Consider the following 19211-nt stretch of genomic DNA (forward strand, 5'->3'; position numbering starts at 1 on the left):
GATGCCACTCACATGAGTGGCATCTTTGCTATTGAAAGGGGTCAGACCCTGAACTGGGAGAGCAGGCGCTGTTGCAGCAGGCTGGCTTGATGGAGCGAGGAGGCGAGTTGCAGACACTCCTGCGCCTCCTGTTCGCCGGTTCTGGCTTGCAGACTGATGCCGGAGACCTTGTCAGAGGAGTGGCTCAGGGTGTGTGACAGTTGCCCTGTGGCTACGGCCACCTGCTGCACCATGTCGGCCAGCTGGTCGATGGCGCCTTCCACCTTGAACAGGATCTGCTTGGTGTTCTCGGAGTCCTGCATGCCGGACTCTACCGTCTTGAGGTTGCGCTGCATCATCAGATAGGCGGTTTCGGTCTGCTGCTGGATGTTGCTGATCACCTGGCTGATCTCGGCGCTTGATGTCGCGGTGCGATTGGCCAGGGTGCGCACCTCGTCCGCAACCACCGCAAAGCCACGCCCCATCTCCCCCGCGCGGGCCGCTTCGATGGCCGCATTGAGAGCCAGCAGGTTGGTCTGCTCCGAGATACCGCTGATGGTGGAGATGATCTGGCCAATCTGACCCGCCTGCTCCTTGAGGGAGTTGATGGCGATGGCACACTCGCTCACCTCCTGTACCACCCGCTGCATGCCCGCGCTGGCGGAGGCGACATACTGGCTGCTCTCGGTGGTCAGCTGGCGCACCTCATTGGCATTGTGGGCCGCCATGCTGCAGTTGTCCGAGATACCGGTGGCGACTTGCACCATCTGTTCACTGTCGTGGTGCAGGGCCAGCGCATGTTCGGCGGTCTGGCGGCTGCTTTGGCTGATTGCCTCCACCCGGTTGACCGAGGTGTGAACGTGTTCGCTGATGTGCTGGTTGTTGTCCATGGTGGAGCTGATCATCTTCTGCAATTTCTCGATGAAACGATCCACGCTGTTGGCCAGCGAACCTATCTCGTCATCCCGTTGCAGGTTGATGCGGGCGTTGAGATCTCCCTCGCCGGCGGCGATATCCTGCATTCGTTTGTCCACTTGCAGCAGCGGGGTTACCAGTTTGCGGGTCAGCCAGAAGCCGCAGAGGGTGACCATGATCAGGCTCAGCAACAGGCCACCCAGCAGCAGGGTTCGGATCTGGCTGATGATGCCGTTGAGCTGGGCCACCTGATCCTCGACAGTGGCATCGCCGCTCTCCTCGATGGCAACCAGCTGTTGTCGCAGCTCATCGGCACTGACCTCATAGGCGGACTGCTGGGCCTGATAGCTGCCGAGCGCATCGACCCACTGTCCCATCAGTTGCTGATGCCGGGCCAACAGGGCGCGATACTCTGCCGACAGTGTCTTGCCGGCAAATTCGCCGGTTCCCTCGATATCGAACAGCCCGGTGCCGAGCATGCTGTCGATTGCTTCGTGGTAGAACTCGGTCGCTTCTTTCAGCTCGGCCTTGATCGCCTCTGTGACTCCTTGTCTGCGCATCTTCTCCAGCGCATAGAGCTGGCGCAAAAAGCCTATGTTGGATTCCATCCCCCCGTCGGCCGCTTCCCAGCGAGTGGAGAGGCCGCTGTTCCAGCTGATGGTCTGGTCGGGGGATTGGGTCAGCGCCTCGACCGCGCCGTCGCCAATCACCTCCAGCTGGGTCGAGAGGCGAGCCATCAGATCGGCGTTGTGATGCAGTGCCTGATCCACCTCGGTATAGGCGTGATAGAGCGCCAGCAGCTTCTCTTGTTGCTGTTGATAGTCCTGCTTGTGCTGCTCCATGGTGGCAAGGGCCGCACCATCAATGAGCTGCCCCTGGCTGACCCGGGCCAGCGCGTCATCTGTCGCCGCCTTGGCTGCATCGAGTTCGGCGCGATTGAGCGGGGTGCCGTTTTGCATCTTCTGAATCTGTAGCTGTTGATTGCCCAGCTCTATGGAGCCCTCCATGGCACCGTCGGCGGTCTGCCAGGCGGCGCCCAGTACGTAGGAGAGCAGATTGGCTAGCCGCTGGCTGCCATACCAGCCAACGACCCCCATGCCCAGCGTACAGCCGAGCAATATGGCAAGACCCAGATTGGAGGTGGTAACAATTTTCATGTGATGGCCTTCCTTGGTATCGACATTGGCACCAGTTTCGGTTCCGAACGGGTTTAGTGTAGTGATTTATCCCCCGCTCGGGGGCCGGTGCGGCGCTGAAACATCCCGTGCACTGGCTGCACCCGATCAAGCATGGTGGAAAATTGGATAAAAAGCCTCTCTGACCACAAGGGTGTTGCTGCCCTATGCTGGATACTTATCCAGTTATTCTTTATGCTATGAGCCAATTTACGAATAGTTGTATTGGTGAGGAGAGAGCCGTGATTGGTCGCTTGAGAGGCATTGTCATTGAAAAGCAGCCCCCCGAGGTCCTGCTGGAAGTGGGCGGGGTTGGCTATGAGGTACAGATGCCGATGAGCTGCTTCTATGATTTGCCGGAGATCGGCAAGGAAGCGACCATCCATACTCACTTCGTGGTGCGGGAAGATGCCCAGTTGCTCTATGGTTTCAACCACAAACAGGAGCGGGCACTGTTCCGCGAGCTGATCAAAACCAACGGAGTCGGCCCCAAGCTGGCGCTGGCTATTCTTTCCGGCATGACAGCTACCCAATTCGTGCTGAGTGTCGAACGTGAAGAGATAAGCTCTTTGGTCAAACTGCCGGGAGTCGGCAAGAAGACCGCCGAGCGGCTGGTGGTGGAGATGAAGGATCGCCTCAAGGGCTGGGTCAGTCACGACCTCTTCTCCCCGGCCATGGTCACCTTGCCAGCCAGTGAGCCCGAATTGCGGGCACCTGATGTGACCGAAGAGGCGGCCAGTGCGCTGGTGGCCCTCGGTTACAAGCCGCAGCAGGCGAGTCAGATTGTCAGCAAGATCGCCAAAGAGGGGATGTCGGTGGAAGATATCATCCGTGAATCCCTGCGTAGCCTGGTATGAGGTAGTTGATGATTGAAGCAGACCGCCTCATTTCGGCCAGTGCCGCCCGTGAGGATGACATTATTGACCGGGCTATCCGCCCCAAGAAGCTGGCTGATTACACCGGTCAGGATACCGTCTGCGAGCAGATGGAGATCTTTATCGAAGCGGCCCGTCAGCGGGGTGAAGCGCTCGATCACCTGTTGATCTTCGGCCCGCCGGGTCTGGGCAAGACTACCCTCGCCAACATCGTCGCCAACGAGATGGGGGTCAATATCAAGACCACCTCCGGCCCGGTACTGGAGAAAGCAGGCGATCTGGCGGCGCTGCTCACCAACCTCGAACCGAACGATGTGCTGTTCATCGATGAAATCCATCGCCTCAGCCCGGTGGTGGAGGAGGTGCTCTATCCGGCGATGGAGGATTACCAGCTCGACATCATGATCGGGGAGGGTCCAGCGGCTCGCTCCATCAAGCTGGATCTGCCTCCCTTTACCCTGATCGGCGCCACCACCCGGGCCGGTTCACTCACCAGCCCGCTGCGGGATCGCTTCGGTATCGTCCAGCGGCTGGAGTTCTACAACGTCAAGGACCTGACCGATATCGTCTCCCGCAGTGCCCGTTGTCTGGGGCTAGACATGACGGAAGATGGTGCCATTGAGGTCGCCCGTCGCTCTCGCGGCACGCCGCGGATTGCTAACCGTTTGTTAAGGCGGGTGCGCGACTTTGCCCAGGTGAAATCCGATGGCCGGATCGACGGCCCCATTGCTGCCCGCGCCATGGACATGCTGGATGTCGATAACGAAGGTTTTGACTTCATGGACCGCAAGTTATTGTTGGCTGTGATAGACAAGTTTATGGGGGGCCCGGTGGGTCTCGATAATCTGGCCGCCGCGATCGGGGAAGAGAAAGATACTATCGAAGATGTGCTGGAGCCTTATCTGATCCAGCAAGGGTATCTGCAACGTACACCCAGAGGACGGATTGCGACCACACGAGCCTACGCTCATTTCGGTCTTCAGCGACCAGATGAGAAGTAAAAACAGTCGTTTGAACATGAAACCGCCGTCAAAGGCGGTTTTTTGTTATCCGGGCAAAAAAAAGCCCACGGCGGATGCGGTGGGCAAAGACAATTCAGGATGGATGTTCACAGACAGTGAGTGCGTCTGGACACAGACCGGAAAATAAACAGGTGAGCCGTCGCGAGCTCTCAGAGTCGGTTCAGTTGATAGAGCTGAACAAAGGAAAGCTTGTAGTAACGGATGGTTTTAGCAACAAACTTTTTCATCTTCGATTCCAATAGACAGGTTCAAATTGATCGTCGAATACGTACCGTGAACCCGGATTAACCGGCCTGTATCCAGGGGTATGCCCTCACTGCGAGGCGCATTGTAGGAGTTCGAATCGACCCCGGCAAACAAGAAAAATTGCACTCTTCAAATTAGTTTATCTAATGTCTTTATTGATGAAATTGGTTCGCATGAGTATGCATTCTTTGCAATTTTAAATTGAGTTTTCGAATCAGATTGCCTGACTCGGATAACATGGAAAAAGGCGCGTCATTCACGCTTTTCAAATTAAACCGAGTGGCGGGATGTTAAATTCTTAAATTGATTTAAATCAATGTTTTACGCTTTATCGTGTTTTGTGATCTGGCTCGCGTCAATAATCGTGAAATAGATTAAAAATGCCTTTCAAAGCCATGTATGGCGGGTCCTTTTACATTGATTTCAATCAAATAAAGGTGATATAAAAACCCGGTCATCATGGGCGAGAATAAATTTAGGCTGATTGTTTTGGAATTGTTAAACATTAGCTTTATTTGTGTTCTCGTATTGCCTTGTTGTTAATGCCAGTGGTTACTGAACGCGTTTTGTTGTGACACGTCCCAATAAGGCTCATTCGATAACCTCCAACGGAAGCTTTGTGCTTAAAACTTAAAATAGCCGTGCCAATAATCGGTGAGGAAACATCATGATTGCTGAGCATGTGGTAGACCTATCGCGGTTCCAGTTCGCTGCGACGGCCCTTTATCACTTTTTGTTTGTACCCCTGACGCTGGGAATGGCCTTTCTCCTGGCGATCATGGAATCCGTCTATGTGATGACCAACAACACCATCTACCGGGACATGACTAAATTCTGGGGTAAGTTGTTTGGTATCAACTTTGCCTTGGGGGTCACCACAGGTCTGGCCATGGAGTTCCAGTTCGGGACGAACTGGGCTTACTACTCCCATTATGTCGGCGATATCTTCGGGGCCCCGCTGGCTATCGAAGGGCTGATGGCCTTCTTCCTGGAGTCCACCTTCGTCGGTATGTTCTTCTTTGGTTGGGATCGTCTGAGCAAGCATCAGCACCTGGCTGCCACCTGGTTGATGGCGCTGGGTACCAACCTTTCAGCCCTCTGGATCCTGGTCGCCAACGGCTGGATGCAGAACCCGGTCGGTGCAGAGTTCAACTTCGAATCCATGCGGATGGAGATGATGAGCTTCGCTGACGTGGTGCTCAACCCGGTTGCTCAGGTCAAGTTCGTCCACACTGTGGCGGCTGGTTATACCTGTGGCGCCATGTTTGTGCTGGGTATCTCCTCCTACTACCTGCTAAAGAATCGTGATGTGGCGTTTGCCCGTCGCTCCTTCGCCATTGCCGCTGCGTTCGGTATGGCTTCCATCGTGTCCGTGCTGATCCTCGGTGACGAATCCGGTTACGAGACCGGTGAAGTGCAGAAGGTGAAACTGGCCGCTATCGAAGCTGAGTGGGAGACTGAACCTGCTCCGGCCGCATTTACCCTGTTCGGTATTCCGAATCAGGAAGAGATGCGCACCGACTACGCCATCAAGATCCCCTATGCGCTGGGCATTATCGCGACCCGTTCTCTGGACGGTCAGGTAACCGGTCTGAAGGATCTGAAGAGCGAGCACGAACTGCGCGTTCGTAACGGTATGACCGCTTACGACCTGCTGACCAAGCTGCAATCCGGTGACAAGTCTGACGAGACCCGCGCTCGCTTCGACGAAGTGAAACAGGATCTGGGCTACGGTCTGCTGCTCAAGCGTTACACCAGCAATGTGACTGACGCTACCGACGAGCAGATCAAGGCCGCCGTGGATGACTCCATTCCGCAGGTACTGCCGCTGTTCTTCGCTTTCCGCATCATGGTTGCCGTCGGCATGCTGATGCTGGTGCTGATTGGTATGGCCTTCTATGACAGTGCCCGTCACCAGATCGGCAAGCGCAAGTGGCTGCTCAAGGGTCTGCTGTGGGGTATCCCACTGCCGTGGATCGCGATCGAAGCTGGCTGGTTTGTTGCTGAATATGGTCGCCAACCGTGGACCATTGCAGAGGTGTTGCCGACTTCCCTCTCTGCATCCAACTTGCCTGCAGCCGAGATCTGGTTCTCTCTGATCGGTATCTGCCTGTTCTATACCGTACTTCTGGTTATCGAGATGTACCTGATGTTCAAGTATGCCCGTCTTGGCCCCAGCAGCCTGAAGACTGGCAAATATCACTTTGAACAGATCAAGGCATAAGGAGAGCGACCATGTTTGATTACGAAACTCTGCGTGTCATCTGGTGGGCTCTGGTCGGCGTACTGCTGATCGGTTTTGCCATCACTGACGGCTTCGACATGGGGGTAGGCGCACTGCTCCCGTTCGTCGGCAAGAAAGATGTCGAGCGCCGCGTGATGCTCAACACCATGGGGCCGCACTGGGAAGGTAACCAGGTGTGGCTGGTCACTGCCGGTGGCGCCTTGTTCGCCGCCTGGCCGATGGTGTATGCCGCGACCTTCTCCGGCTTCTACATCGCCATGATCCTGACCTTGATGGCGCTGTTCCTGCGTCCGGTCGGTTTCAAGTACCGCTCCCTGCGTGCTGATGCAAAATGGCGCAGCAACTGGGACTGGGCCTTGTTCGCCGGTAGCGCAGTACCGCCCATCGTCTTTGGTGTGGCCTTTGGCAACCTGCTGCAAGGCGTTCCGTTCGAGTTTAACCAGTTCATGATGTTGACCTATCACGGCAACTTCTTCGGCCTGCTTAACCCGTTCGGCATTCTGGCTGGTCTGGTGAGCCTGTTCATGCTGCTCACCCAGGGCGCAACCTGGTTGATGATGAAGACCGACGGTGAAGTGCTGGCGCGTTCCCGCACTGCCGCCATGATCTGCTCACTGCTGACCCTGGTGCTGTTTGCTGCCGCAGGTTGGTGGGTAAGCGGTATGGAAGGGTATGTCATCGTCAAGGCTGCCGCGACTGACGCAGTATCCAACCCGATGAACAAGGAAGTTGTCCTGCAGGCTGGTGCCTGGATGAACAACTACACCCTCTATCCGTGGATGGTGGCTGCCCCTGTACTGGGCCTGGCCATGAGCCTGCTGACTGCGCTGTTTGCCCGCATGAACATCGGCTGGCTGGGTACCAGCTCCTCGCTGGCGATTGCCGGGGTCATCCTCACTGCCGGTTTCTCCATGTTCCCGTTCGTGATGCCCTCAAGCCTTGAGCCGTCACTGAGCCTGACCATGTGGGATGCTACCGCCTCTTTCAACACCTTGCAGGTGATGACTGTGGCTGCAGCGATCTTCGTACCGATTGTGCTGGGTTACACCATCTGGACTTACATCAAGATGTTTGGCCGGGTAACCAACAAGCACATCGAAGATAACCAACAATCTCTCTATTAAGAGGTGCGCTGACAATGTGGTATTTCACCTGGATCCTGGGACTGTTGCTGGCCTGTGCATTTGGCATCATCAATGCGCTGTGGCTGGAACACACCGAGAACATGGATCGTCAGATCGATGAAAACAAGTGATCGACTCGCCAGGCTGGCCGCTCCACTGGAGCGGCAGCCGTGGCAGGGGTTGATGTTACTCGCGGCGGCCTTGTTGGCCGTCGCTATTTTACAGGCCCCCAATCTGATCGCGGCCAACACCAGCGAGCATGGTCTCTGGCTTGCTCCCTGGCTGATGTGGGCCGTCTGTTGTGGCGTACTTAACGGGCTTGGCTTTCATCTGAAAAGCCTGCCCGGACGTGTGCTGTTCAACCCCTGGCTCGCCTGGCCCAGTTTGTTGTATGGCCTCTGGCTGACACATTCATATTTCCTTTCATAAAAAACGGGGGGAGGCAGGATTTCCCTGTCTCCCCCTGCTTCTTTCCTATTCAGCCCTGCGCTATGATAGCCCCCCATCTGACTGTCGAATGGATCACAGATTGTTATGGGGGAAGTCTTTGAGTTTCCGGTGCGTGTCTACTACGAAGACACCGACGCCGGGGGCATCGTCTACAACGCCAATTATCTCAAGTTTATGGAACGTGCTCGCACCGAGTTTCTTCGTGCCAAAGGGGTCGAACAGGACGTCTGGCTGCAGGAGGGATATGCCTTCGTGGTGAGCCGAACTGAGATCGATTTCCGCTCGGCGGCCCGTTTTAATGAACTATTGAATGTATTAACGCAAGTGATTGAAGTGAAACGCGCATCCCTGCGCTTTTCGCAGCAGATCCTGGCGGCTGATGGACGACTGATCACCCAGGCCATGGTACAGATAGCCTGTGTCAGTCATTCGCAAATGAAACCTGTAGCTATACCTGAAAAAATCAAGGGAGTGCTGTTAAGTGCACGCTGAAATTTCGTTTATTGGCCTGTTTTGGCAAGCCAGCCTGTTGGTAAAACTGGTCATGATGACCCTGATGAGCATGTCTATTGTCTCGTGGGCGCTGATTATCCAGCGTTCAAAGGCGATCAAGGCGGCCAATCTCGCATCGGAACAGTTTGAAGATCGCTTCTGGTCAGGGGTCGATCTCAATCGGCTCTATCAGGAGTCCTCTTCCCGCCGCGATGATATCGAAGGCATGGAAGATATCTTCTACTCCGGCTTCAAGGAGTATGCCCGCTTGCTCAAGGCCGGTGCCCGTGGAGGATGCGGTGATGGATGGTACCTACCGCGCCATGCGCGTCTCCCTCTCCCGCGCGGTGGATGATCTGGAATCCAACCTGCCGGTGCTGGCGACAATCGGCTCCATCAGCCCCTATATCGGTCTGTTTGGTACCGTATGGGGGATCATGAACGCCTTTATCGCCCTGGGTCAGGTACAGCAGGCCACCCTGCAGATGGTGGCACCGGGTATCGCGGAAGCGCTGATCGCTACCGCCATGGGTCTGTTTGCCGCTATCCCGGCGGTTATCTTCTACAACCGCTTCTCCAACAAGGTCGAGCGGCTGGAGAACGCCTACGCCAACTTCATGGACGAGTTCACTACCATTCTGAACCGTCAAATTGCACAGCAGCAGGGTGATCAGTAATGCAAACCTATCAGCGGATCCGGCGCAAGAAGGTGGCCGAGATCAACGTGGTTCCCTATATCGACGTCATGCTGGTGCTGCTTATCATCTTTATGGCGGTCACGCCGGTGATCCGCAAGGGGTCAAGGTGGATCTGCCACAGGCTGAGTCCGAGCAGTTGCCGGAAGATGCCAAGCCGCCCTTCATCGTCAGCGTCAATACCGAAGGCGAGTATGTCATCAAGGCTGGCGAAGCCGATGACGAGCCGGTGCCAAGCGGCACGCCAGAGGCGATGCAGCAATACATCACCGAAAAAGCCATGGGCTATCTGGCGATCAACCAGAATGCCCCCGTGGTGGTCGCGGGTGACAAGGCCGTGCGCTACGAAGAGGTGATCCTGTTGATGGTGGCCCTCAAGAAAGCGGGTGTGCCTCAGGTTGGCCTGATGACAGATCCGGTGAACTAACGGAGATGGATGTGAAGCGTGGTATTTCCGGTTATCTCATCGCGTCGTTTCTGCTGCACCTGATCATCGGCATCATCCTGTTTGTCGGGCTCGATTTCAGCAAACCGAAACGACCCGAATCGAAGGGGCAGATCGTCAATGCCGTCATGCTCGATGAGAACTTCCTCAACGAACAGGCCAAGCAGATCCAGCAGCAGAAATCTCAGCCCAAGCCTCAAAAGGTAGAGAAAGAGAAGGATAAGGAAGACACGGATCTCGCCAAGCGCGAGTTGGCTCAGAAACAGGAGCAGCTTCGCATCGCCGAGACCAAGCGCAAGCAGGCCGAAGAGGCGACTCGCAAGGCCGAGGCCGAGAAGCAGAAGAAGGTTGCCGAGCAGAAGCAGGCGGAAGAGAAGGCCAAGAAGGCTGAAGCCGAGCGTAAAGCGGCGGAAGCCGAAAGCAAGGCGTTGGCGCTGAAGAAGAAAAAGGAACAAGAGAAGAAAGAGGCCGAAGAGAAGGCAAAGGCGGCAGAAGCCAAGGCCAAGAAAGCGGAAGCTGACAAGAAGGCCAAAGCTGAAGCCGAGAAGAAAGCCAAGGCAGAAGCAGAGAAAAAAGCCAAAGCCGAGGCCGAGAAGAAGGCCAAGGAAGAGGCTGAGAAAAAGGCAAAAGCTGACGCAGAGAAGAAAGCCAAGGCAGAAGCCGAAAAGCAGGCCAAGATCGCGGCTGAGCGCAAGCGTAAAGCAGCCGAGCAGGCCAAGCTGCAAAAAGAGATGGAAGAGATGATGCAGCAGCAGCTGTCGGCTGAGGCCAATGCCCGCAGTCAGGCGGCATCGGCAGCAGCCCAGGGCGAAGTCGACAAATATGCGGCGCTCATCAAGGCCACTGTTGAGCGGTATATGATTTTGGATCCCACCATGCGGGGCAAAACATGTACTATCGGCGTACGTCTTGCGAGCAGTGGCTTTGTCATATCGGTAGATAACGGCCAGGGTGACCCGGCGGTCTGTCGTTCCGGTAAGGCGGCTGTTCTGAAAGCCAATCAACTGCCTGTGCCCAAGGATCCTGCGGCATTCGAGATGTTGAAGGAATTTAACCTGAAGTTAGAACCGAGTATCTAAGCGTGATAAAACGAGGTTGCTTGCCTCCGGTTGGCAACCTCTCGCCGAGAAAGGAATTTAACCTCTCATCTATATTGGAACCGAGTATTTAAGCCATGATCAGAAAAGTATTTTTTGCTTTGGTTGGCTGTTTGTTGCTGGGCCAGAGTGCCCAGGCGGCCCTGGACATCGTCATCACCGGCGGTATTGATAGCGCACGCCCCATCGCTGTCGCCCCCTTCAAGTGGGAAGGCAACGGACAGTTGCCGCAGGACATCGCGGAAGTGGTCTCCAACGACCTGATGCGCAGCGGCAAGTTCAAGCCGCTGGCCCGTGGCCAGATGCCGCAAACCCCGAGCAGCAGCAGCGAGATCAACTTCGCTCCCTGGGCCTCCCAAGGGGTTGAAGCCGTGGTGGTGGGTTCCATTTCGGCAGTCGGTGACGGCACCTACAAGGTCAACTTCGAGCTGGTCGATGTGCTGAAAGGCCAGCTGGCCAAGGCACAAGGTGGCGAGAGCAACGGTTACATCCTGGATAGCCGTATGGCGACCATCCCGGGTGCCCAGATGCGCCAGTTTGCCCACCGTATCTCAGACATCGTCTATGAGCGCCTGACTGGCGAGCGCGGTGCCTTCCTGACCCGTCTGGCTTATGTCTCCGTACAGCAGGGTACCCAGTTCCCGTACCAGCTGCGTATTTCTGACTACGATGGTTACAACGAGAAGACCCTGCTGCGCTCCCGCGAGCCCTTGATGTCTCCGGCCTGGTCGCCGGATGGCAGCAAGCTGGCTTACGTGAGCTTCGAGAACCAGAAGTCCGAAATCTATGTGCAGGATATCTACACCCAGCAGCGCAGCCTGATCACCAGTTTCCGTGGCATTAACGGGGCCCCTGAGTGGTCTCCGGATGGTCGTCGTCTGGCTATCGTTCTCTCCAAAGATGGTTCACCGAACCTCTATGTGGTTGATGTCGCTAGCAAGCAGCTGACCCGCGTCACAACCAGCCGTGTGATCGACACCGAACCCTCCTGGATGCCGGATGGGCAAAATTTGTTGTTCACCTCTGAACGTGGTGGCAAACCCCAGATTTATAGCGTAAATTTGGCGACTGGTATGACTCGCCGGATGACTTGGGAAGGTGAATCCAACCAGGGTGCATCCATCACTCCTGATGGCAAAATCATGGTGATGGTGACCCGTGTTCAGGGACAGTATCGTATTGCCCGTCAGGACATGGAAAACAATGCCCTGTTGGTCCTTACCCAGAGTGCTCTGGATGAGTCGCCAAGTGTGGCTCCCAATGGCAGCATGATCATTTATGCCACCATCTATCAGGGTCGTAAGAGTCTCGCGTTGGTGTCGACTGATGGTCGCTTCAAGGCTGTGCTTCCGACCAGTAGCGGTGAAATTCGTGCACCAGCTTGGTCGCCCTTCTTGAATTGATAAAAATCCAATTGTTTTTTGTTTTGTTATAAAGGTTTAAGGAAATAGCATGCAACTCAATAAACTGCTCAAGGGTTTGGCCATCGCACTGCCACTGTTCACCCTGGCCGCTTGTAGTTCTTCTTCTGATTCCGACGCCGCTGGCGCTGAATCAGGTATGACCGACGGCATGGGCGGTGTACAAACCGGCGGCGCCAACGGCATGTTGTCCCCGGAAGAGCAGATGCGTCAGAAGTTCGAAGCACTGCAGCGTGACAACGTGATCTACTTCCCGTTCGACGGTTACGATATCCAGGGTCAGTACGCTGATCTGCTGGATGCCCACGCCAGCTACCTGCGCGAGCGCCCGAGCGTGAAAGTCCTGATCGAAGGTCACGCCGATGAGCGCGGTACTCCGGAGTACAACATCGCCCTGGGCGAGCGTCGTGCCAAGGCTGTTGCCAAGTATCTGCAAACCCTGGGTGTGCAGGCCGAGCAGCTCTCCATCGTCAGCTATGGCGAAGAGAAGCCGCTGGACATGTCCCACACCGAGGATGCCTTTGCCAAAAACCGCCGCGCGGTTCTGGTTTACTAAGGTTTAAACCGAACGAAGTTCGTTTATATGCAAGCGGCCATTTCGATGGCCGTTTTATTTGCACTAAACGCCAAGGTTTGATCCGAATGAAATCTGCATATGCGAGCGACGATGGCGCTGGCCGTTTTATCTGTACTAAACGCTAAGGTTTGATCCGAATGAAATCTGTGTACAAGCAAGCTGTCGTTGCGCTGGCCGTAATGGTTGCTCTGAATGCGCAAGCTGCGGCACCGGTCAGCGATCTGGGCGGTGACTCAAGTGGTGGGGTTGTCCTTAGCGGCAACAACGGCGCCATCGTGCCCACCGGTAGCCTGGAAGATCGGGTTGCCCTGCTGGAGCGCACCCTCAATGCCCGTCTGCGACTGCAAGCTGAATTGCAGCAACAGGTCGACTCCCTGCAAGGGGAGGTCTCCGAGCTGCGTGGTCAGCTGGAGCAGCAGACCTACCAGATGGAACAGTCGCAAGAGCGCCAGCGTCAGCTCTACCAGGAGCTCGACAAGGTTGCCAGCAGCCAGCAAGCTGCTCCAGCCGCCCCGGCCCCTGCTGCTGCCACACCGGCTGCTGCCGCAAATTACTCAACCAATCAGGATGAGAACCAGGCCTACGACGCAGCGGTCAACATGGTGCTCAAAGAGAAGAACTACGACAAAGCCATTCCGGCTTTCCAGGGCTTCATCAAGCAGTACCCCAATTCGGGCTATGTTCCCAATGCACACTACTGGCTCGGCCAGTTGCTGTTCAACAAGGGTGACAGAGCCGGAGCCTCGGCCCAGTTTTCGACCGTGGCCAACAAATACAGCAAATCCCCCAAGCGAGCCGATGCGCTGCTGAAGCTGGGTATGCTGGCGCAACTGGATGGCAAGAAGGCGGAAGCCAAATCCTTCTATGAGCAGGTGATCAAGGGCTATCCCAACACCTCGCCAGCCCAGTTGGCCAAACAGAGTCTGGCCAAGCTGTAACATTGCTGTATGTCACTGTTTTCGTAACGCTACTGTAAAAACAGCCTGCATTTGTACGCACAGTGAGCAAACGGATTTAAATTACGAATTTTCTGTTGCACCGGAAATTTAAATCCGTAATATAGGCCGCCGTCAGAGCCGAAGCAGTAATGCAGTCGGAACTGGTCGTGGTGAGGGTCGTTAGCTCAGTCGGTAGAGCAGTTGACTTTTAATCAATTGGTCGCTGGTTCGAATCCAGCACGACCCACCATTTTCTCCACTCGGTGGAGACAGAATTCCCAGGTCGTTTAGCTCAGCTGGGAGAGCACCTCCCTTACAAGGAGGGGGTCACTGGTTCGATCCCAGTAACGACCACCAGTTTGTAAAAAAATGATTTAGATGGGTCGTTAGCTCAGTCGGTAGAGCAGTTGACTTTTAATCAATTGGTCGCTGGTTCGAATCCAGCACGACCCACCATAATTTCAGAATCCCAGGTCGTTTAGCTCAGCTGGGAGAGCACCTCCCTTACAAGGAGGGGGTCACTGGTTCGATCCCAGTAACGACCACCAGTTTGTAAAAAAATGATTTAGATGGGTCGTTAGCTCAGTCGGTAGAGCAGTTGACTTTTAATCAATTGGTCGCTGGTTCGAATCCAGCACGACCCACCATCATTTCAGAATCCCAGGTCGTTTAGCTCAGCTGGGAGAGCACCTCCCTTACAAGGAGGGGGTCACTGGTTCGATCCCAGTAACGACCACCATATTTGCAGTAAAAAGTTTAAAAAATGATTTAGATGGGTCGTTAGCTCAGTCGGTAGAGCAGTTGACTTTTAATCAATTGGTCGCTGGTTCGAATCCAGCACGACCCACCATCATTTCAGAATCCCAGGTCGTTTAGCTCAGCTGGGAGAGCACCTCCCTTACAAGGAGGGGGTCACTGGTTCGATCCCAGTAACGACCACCATATTTGCAGTAAAAAGTTTAAAAAAATGATTTAGATGGGTCGTTAGCTCAGTCGGTAGAGCAGTTGACTTTTAATCAATTGGTCGCTGGTTCGAATCCAGCACGACCCACCATCATTTCAGAATCCCAGGTCGTTTAGCTCAGCTGGGAGAGCACCTCCCTTACAAGGAGGGGGTCACTGGTTCGATCCCAGTAACGACCACCATATTTGCAGTAAAAAGTTTAAAAAAATGATTTAGATGGGTCGTTAGCTCAGTCGGTAGAGCAGTTGACTTTTAATCAATTGGTCGCTGGTTCGAATCCAGCACGACCCACCATCATTTCAGAATTCCCAGGTCGTTTAGCTCAGCTGGGAGAGCACCTCCCTTACAAGGAGGGGGTCACTGGTTCGATCCCAGTAACGACCACCATATTCGCAAGCGAGGCTGAGATATCAGCTGCGGTTGCAGAGAAAGTCCCCACTCAGATGGGGATTTTTTTTGCCCGCAATTCAGTACTCCAGCTTCTTCTGTTGCCGTTGTGGCGAGCCAAGCACCACTTCTTATAGTGCCACTCTGCCACTCCGATCCTTCTTCATCCTGCTCTTCCTAGATTGCTCGACGGCCACTGACTTCACTCCTGTCCATCGTGATGCTGTTCATATGAACGCCTGTTAAAGCAAACGCCAGCAATAAAAAGGGCAGGCCAAGGCCTGCCCGCAAAGATGCGCAAGGTGCTACATGATCCCGCGGATCAGGATCCCGCTGATCAGCAGCGGCGCCACCACGCGCCAGCACCAGAGCAGCGCCAGACGCAGGGCGGGTGACAGGCCTACAGGGAGAATGGCATCACCGAGGCGCCAGCCCAGCAGCAGGGTCAGTACCAGACCAAACAGCGGCATCATCAGGTTGGAGGTCAGATAGTCGAGCAGCTCGAAGATGGTCTTGCCAAACAGGGTCAGATCGCTCCATGGGCCGAACGACAGGCTCACCGGAATGCCGGAGGCCATGATAAGCAGGGTCAGTACCCGGCATGCGCCACGACGCGACCAACCCCACTCCTCGGTGGTGAAGCGCACCAGATGCTCCAGCATGGAAATGGAGGAGGAGAGCGCCGCCACCAGCAGCAGCAGGAAGAAGACCACCCCCAGCCCCTGACCGAACGGCAGATGACTAAACACGGCAGGCATGGTCATAAAGTGAGCCCTGGGCCTGCGGTGGGATCGATGCCGGTGGAGGCCAGCGCCGGGAAGATCATCAAGCCCGCCAGCACCGAGATAAGGCTTGCCAGAGTGACCACCCAGACCCCGGAGCGCAGCACCCCTTCGCTATTGGGCAGGTAGGCGCCATAGGTAGTGTGTACCCCGAGCCCGATGGAGAGGGAGAAGAAGGCCAGCCCCAGCGCGTCCAGCACGCTCTGGCCGGTCAGCATGGAGAAGTCCGGCAGCAGCAGCTGGCGTACACCCGCCATGGAGCCCGGCATGGAGAGACCGACCCCTACCAGCAACAACATCATGATGAAGAGCGCGGGCATCATCCAGCGCAGTGCCCGCTCCACTCCTTTCTGAATACCTCCCTGCACGAACCACCAGGTTAGCCCAGCAAACACCAGATGGGTCAGCACCGGCCACCAGGGGTTGCTGACATAGCCGTTGAACAGGGCGGTGAGGGCGCTCCCCTCGCTCAGGTTGAGTTTGCCAGCCATCGCCAGCGCAGCGTAACCCACGGTCCAGCCACCGACCACGCTGTAGAAGCTGTAGATAAAGAAGCCGCAGGCAATCCCCATATACCCCATCCAGCGCCAGTTCGGCCCCACCAGTTTGCGAAAAGCGCCGAGCACCCCGCGCTGGCTATGGCTGCCGAGCAGGGTTTCGCCGACCTGTACCGCTACCCCCAGGGTGAAGCTGAACAGCAGAAACACCAGCAGAAAGGCACCACCGCCATTGGTGGCGGTCACATAGGGAAACTTCCAGATGGCACCAAGGCCAATCGCTGTGCCTGCTGCGGCCAGCACATGACCGAGACGGGAAGACCACTGAACCTGGCTCATACAACCTCCGGGTAACACGACATCGAAGCAATACTCCTCTGTAGCAATAAACGACAGACCATAAAAAAGGCCGCCTGAGGCGACCTTTGCAATGAACATTCAGAAAAACTGTGCGTGCAAGGTCACCTCTCTTGCGAGCTAAAAAATCGACCAAACAGCACGAGGATGGCAGACATGAGGTGACAACCTGACTAATGAATGAGGGAACAGCCTAAACCATGGAAAGAATAATTGACACATAAAATCAAAAATTTTTTATGTGTGCCGCTGTCATCACTCTGACTGTACGTACAACTCAATCGGTGAGCGCGTTACCTGGCCGTATCTTTTCTACCTTGTAGCTATTTACTGGGCGATAATCGACGTAGCTTCTTCTGGAACTAGTGACCGCGACATGGCGCTGATGGGAACAACGATGAGACAGGATGTCGTATGAGATGGATGGTGCTGCCCTGGTTACTGATCAGCCTGAGTGTGTCGGCGCAGCCCGCATTAACCCTGCTGAGTCACGACTTACCCCCCTTTACCGAATACCGCGACGGCAAGCTCGACGGATTTGCCATTCGCCTGATCGATGAGGTGCAGGAGGAGCTTGGCACCCGTTATCCGGTGCGGATTTACCCGCTCAAGCGGGCGCTGGCGCTGGCACGGGTCGAGCCCGGCTATGGACTGTTCGTGGTACAGCGGCTCCCGGAGCGGGAGTCTCATTTCAAATGGGTTGGCCCGCTCTTTATCAATCGGGTCTTTATCTATCAAGCGCCGGATAGCCGCCACCCGCTGACCTCGCTGGCACAGTTGCGAGATCTGCCCAGAGTGGGGGTCGTGCTGGGCAATGCCGATGATGTGCGGCTGACCCATGAGGGCTACACCAATCTGGTGCGCTACAAGACGGTCGGGGAGGCGATAGAGCGGCTGATGCTGGGCAAGATCGATGCCTTGCCGATGGCGGAGCTGGTGATGGAGGCCACCCTCGACAAGATGGGGTTATCCCGGCGCAGCATCGTCAGCAGTGGAGTGCTGCTCCATCAGGCCGGTCTCTATATCGTCTTCTCCAAGGGAACGGATGATGCCGAGATCACCCGCTGGCAGCATGCCCTGGAGGCCGTCAGAGCCGCACAGGGGCGGGCCGATGGGCCCACCCGCGAAGAGTAACCGTCACACCAGACCGCGAATCAAGATCCCGCCGATCAGCAAGGGGGCAATCCAGCGCCAGCAGTTCATCAGCAAGTGATGCCAGTGGCTGGCAATCCCCTGCGGCAGCGCCTTGCGTCCCAGCTTCCAACCCAGCAGCAGCGTCAGCATCAGGCCGAACAGCGGCATCATCAGGTTGGAGGTAACAAAGTCCAGCAACTCGAAGATGGTTTTGCCAAACAGGGTGGCGTGTTGCAGTGGGCCAAACGACAGGCTGACCGGAACACCGCTAACCATGACGAATCCTGTGATGGCGCTGCAGGCCGTGCGGCGGGACCAACCCCAGGTCTCGCACAGGAAGCACTGCAAATGTTCCAGCAGGGAGATGGCCGAGGAGAGTGCCGCAAAGACCAGCAGGGCGAAGAAGATCACCTCAAGTACCTGACCGAAGGGCAGCAGCTGAAATACCGCCGGCATGGTCATAAAGGTGAGACCGGGACCGGAGGCCGGGTCGATACCGGTCGAGGCCAGCACCGGGAAAATCATCAAACCCGCCAGTACCGCTACCATGCTGGCCAGCAGCACCACCCAGAGGCTGGAGCGACCAACCCCTTCGCTGGTCGGCAGATAGGCGCCGTAGGTGGTGTGGATGCCAAGACCGATGGAGAGGGAGAAGAAGGCCAGCCCCATGGCATCGAGCACGCCGGACATCCCCAGCTTGCTGAAGTCGGGCATCAGGAAGTGACGCACCCCCGCCATCGCATTGGGCAGTGTGAGGCCAAAGGCGACCAGCATCAGGATCATCAGGAACAGGGCCGGCATCATCCAGCGCAAGGTGCGCTCCACCCCTTTCTGAATGCCCCCTTGCACCACCATCCAGGTGAGGGCGGCAAACAGCAGGTGAGTGAGGATTGGCCAGACGTCGCCGCTGACATAGTCATTGAAGCGGGCGGTGAGAGCAGCCGCATCCCCATGGTTGAGCTGACCGGAGAGGGCCATGCCGGTATAACCCAGGGTCCAGCCGCCCACCACGCTGTAGAAGCAGTAGATGAGCAGGGTAGAGATCACTCCCATTACCCCAACCCAGCGCCACTGTTTGCCGAGCAGATCGGAGAAGGCTCCGACTACCCCGCGGCGACTCATGCTGCCGAGCAGGGTTTCCCCCATCAGTACCGCCACCCCCAGGGTGAAGCTGAACAGCAGAAAGACCAGCAGGAAGGCGCCGCCGCCGTTGACGGCGGTGACATAAGGGAATTTCCAGATTGCGCCGATACCGACCGCGGAACCCGCTGCGGCGAGGATGTAGCCGAGTCGGGATGACCATTGGGACTGCTTCATAAGAACTCCAATCGAGCGCCCCTTGGCAGGGCAGAATGGCGCTCATGTTACGGAGGTCACTACGCAATCACTACGAC

14 protein-coding genes, 12 tRNA genes and 3 pseudogenes are annotated in these 19211 nt (G+C 56.1%); 26 read left to right on the forward strand and 3 right to left on the reverse strand.

Annotated features, from left to right (window positions below):
- Positions 1–41: 41 nt before the first annotated feature.
- The gene (locus tag ACTG2O_RS07275; protein WP_019445707.1) at positions 42–2051 is read right to left on the reverse strand and encodes a methyl-accepting chemotaxis protein; all 2010 of its coding nucleotides are present in this window, start codon (positions 2049–2051) and stop codon (positions 42–44) included.
- A gap of 260 nt (positions 2052–2311) precedes the next feature.
- On the opposite strand from ACTG2O_RS07275, the gene ruvA reads away from it, so the two are divergent.
- The 25 genes and pseudogenes from ruvA to ACTG2O_RS07400 all read left to right on the forward strand — a co-directional run bounded on the left by ruvA (position 2312) and on the right by ACTG2O_RS07400 (position 15047).
- On the forward strand, positions 2312–2926 hold the full coding sequence (gene ruvA / locus ACTG2O_RS07280; RefSeq protein WP_005335746.1) for a Holliday junction branch migration protein RuvA: 615 nt from the start codon (positions 2312–2314) through the stop codon (positions 2924–2926).
- Positions 2927–2934: 8 nt separating this feature from the next.
- Positions 2935–3945: a Holliday junction branch migration DNA helicase RuvB gene (ruvB, locus tag ACTG2O_RS07285; protein ID WP_005335744.1), complete on the forward strand. Its 1011-nt coding sequence runs from the start codon at positions 2935–2937 to the stop codon at positions 3943–3945.
- A 934-nt stretch (positions 3946–4879) separates the two neighbouring features.
- Positions 4880–6436 carry a cytochrome ubiquinol oxidase subunit I gene (locus ACTG2O_RS07290; protein WP_005335743.1) on the forward strand — a complete coding sequence of 519 codons (1557 nt, stop codon included), beginning with the start codon at positions 4880–4882 and terminating at the stop codon, positions 6434–6436.
- Positions 6437–6447: 11 nt separating this feature from the next.
- On the forward strand, positions 6448–7581 hold the full coding sequence (gene cydB, locus ACTG2O_RS07295; RefSeq protein WP_439975533.1) for a cytochrome d ubiquinol oxidase subunit II: 1134 nt from the start codon (positions 6448–6450) through the stop codon (positions 7579–7581).
- Positions 7582–7595: 14 nt separating this feature from the next.
- On the forward strand, positions 7596–7712 hold the full coding sequence (gene cydX / locus ACTG2O_RS07300) for a cytochrome bd-I oxidase subunit CydX (RefSeq protein WP_005304933.1): 117 nt from the start codon (positions 7596–7598) through the stop codon (positions 7710–7712).
- Positions 7699–8010 carry a cyd operon YbgE family protein gene (locus ACTG2O_RS07305; protein WP_041202810.1) on the forward strand — a complete coding sequence of 104 codons (312 nt, stop codon included), beginning with the start codon at positions 7699–7701 and terminating at the stop codon, positions 8008–8010. The genes cydX and ACTG2O_RS07305 overlap by 14 nt, the downstream gene beginning before the upstream one ends.
- A gap of 105 nt (positions 8011–8115) precedes the next feature.
- The gene (gene ybgC, locus ACTG2O_RS07310; RefSeq protein ID WP_064335446.1) at positions 8116–8523 is read left to right on the forward strand and encodes a tol-pal system-associated acyl-CoA thioesterase; all 408 of its coding nucleotides are present in this window, start codon (positions 8116–8118) and stop codon (positions 8521–8523) included.
- Positions 8513–9200: pseudogene (tolQ, locus tag ACTG2O_RS07315) on the forward strand (protein TolQ). The gene ybgC and the pseudogene tolQ overlap by 11 nt, the downstream one beginning before the upstream one ends.
- Positions 9200–9645, forward strand: a pseudogene (gene tolR / locus ACTG2O_RS07320) (protein TolR). Before tolQ ends, tolR begins: the two co-directional pseudogenes overlap by 1 nt.
- 5 nt (positions 9646–9650) lie before the next feature.
- Positions 9651–10742 carry a cell envelope integrity protein TolA gene (tolA, locus tag ACTG2O_RS07325; protein ID WP_439975534.1) on the forward strand — a complete coding sequence of 364 codons (1092 nt, stop codon included), beginning with the start codon at positions 9651–9653 and terminating at the stop codon, positions 10740–10742.
- A 95-nt stretch (positions 10743–10837) separates the two neighbouring features.
- Positions 10838–12163 carry a Tol-Pal system beta propeller repeat protein TolB gene (gene tolB / locus ACTG2O_RS07330; protein WP_005335728.1) on the forward strand — a complete coding sequence of 442 codons (1326 nt, stop codon included), beginning with the start codon at positions 10838–10840 and terminating at the stop codon, positions 12161–12163.
- 49 nt (positions 12164–12212) lie between these two features.
- Complete coding sequence (gene pal / locus ACTG2O_RS07335; protein ID WP_005304908.1) at positions 12213–12737, forward strand: peptidoglycan-associated lipoprotein Pal; 525 nt, start codon at positions 12213–12215, stop codon at positions 12735–12737.
- Between the two features lie 158 nt (positions 12738–12895).
- Positions 12896–13696, forward strand: coding sequence for a tol-pal system protein YbgF (gene ybgF, locus ACTG2O_RS07340; protein WP_064339412.1), 801 nt, complete (start codon positions 12896–12898; stop codon positions 13694–13696).
- Positions 13697–13870: 174 nt separating this feature from the next.
- Positions 13871–13946: transfer RNA gene (locus ACTG2O_RS07345), tRNA-Lys, on the forward strand.
- A 31-nt stretch (positions 13947–13977) separates the two neighbouring features.
- Positions 13978–14053 (forward strand) — tRNA-Val (locus tag ACTG2O_RS07350).
- A gap of 23 nt (positions 14054–14076) precedes the next feature.
- Positions 14077–14152: transfer RNA gene (locus tag ACTG2O_RS07355), tRNA-Lys, on the forward strand.
- A gap of 16 nt (positions 14153–14168) precedes the next feature.
- A tRNA-Val gene (locus ACTG2O_RS07360) sits at positions 14169–14244 on the forward strand.
- A gap of 23 nt (positions 14245–14267) precedes the next feature.
- Positions 14268–14343: transfer RNA gene (locus tag ACTG2O_RS07365), tRNA-Lys, on the forward strand.
- A 16-nt stretch (positions 14344–14359) separates the two neighbouring features.
- Positions 14360–14435: transfer RNA gene (locus ACTG2O_RS07370), tRNA-Val, on the forward strand.
- A 35-nt stretch (positions 14436–14470) separates the two neighbouring features.
- Positions 14471–14546, forward strand: a tRNA-Lys gene (locus ACTG2O_RS07375).
- 16 nt (positions 14547–14562) lie between these two features.
- Positions 14563–14638 (forward strand) — tRNA-Val (locus ACTG2O_RS07380).
- A gap of 36 nt (positions 14639–14674) precedes the next feature.
- Positions 14675–14750, forward strand: a tRNA-Lys gene (locus ACTG2O_RS07385).
- A 16-nt stretch (positions 14751–14766) separates the two neighbouring features.
- Positions 14767–14842: transfer RNA gene (locus tag ACTG2O_RS07390), tRNA-Val, on the forward strand.
- A 36-nt stretch (positions 14843–14878) separates the two neighbouring features.
- Positions 14879–14954: transfer RNA gene (locus tag ACTG2O_RS07395), tRNA-Lys, on the forward strand.
- Between the two features lie 17 nt (positions 14955–14971).
- Positions 14972–15047 (forward strand) — tRNA-Val (locus ACTG2O_RS07400).
- A 305-nt stretch (positions 15048–15352) separates the two neighbouring features.
- Here the strand turns inward: ACTG2O_RS07400 and ACTG2O_RS07405 are convergent.
- Positions 15353–16665 (reverse strand): annotated as a pseudogene (locus ACTG2O_RS07405) (sodium-dependent transporter).
- Positions 16666–17097: 432 nt separating this feature from the next.
- Between ACTG2O_RS07405 and ACTG2O_RS07410 the strand changes: the two are divergent.
- Entirely contained in the window at positions 17098–17817 is a 720-nt protein-coding gene (locus ACTG2O_RS07410; protein ID WP_021229589.1) for a substrate-binding periplasmic protein, read from the forward strand.
- Positions 17818–17820: 3 nt separating this feature from the next.
- Here ACTG2O_RS07410 and ACTG2O_RS07415 read toward each other — a convergent pair whose 3' ends face one another.
- Entirely contained in the window at positions 17821–19134 is a 1314-nt protein-coding gene (locus tag ACTG2O_RS07415) for a sodium-dependent transporter (RefSeq protein ID WP_202005356.1), read from the reverse strand.
- Positions 19135–19211: the final 77 nt, after the last annotated feature.

The sequence above is a fragment of the Aeromonas sp. 61P genome (assembly GCF_051919545.1).
Taxonomy (GTDB): domain Bacteria; phylum Pseudomonadota; class Gammaproteobacteria; order Enterobacterales; family Aeromonadaceae; genus Aeromonas; species Aeromonas veronii.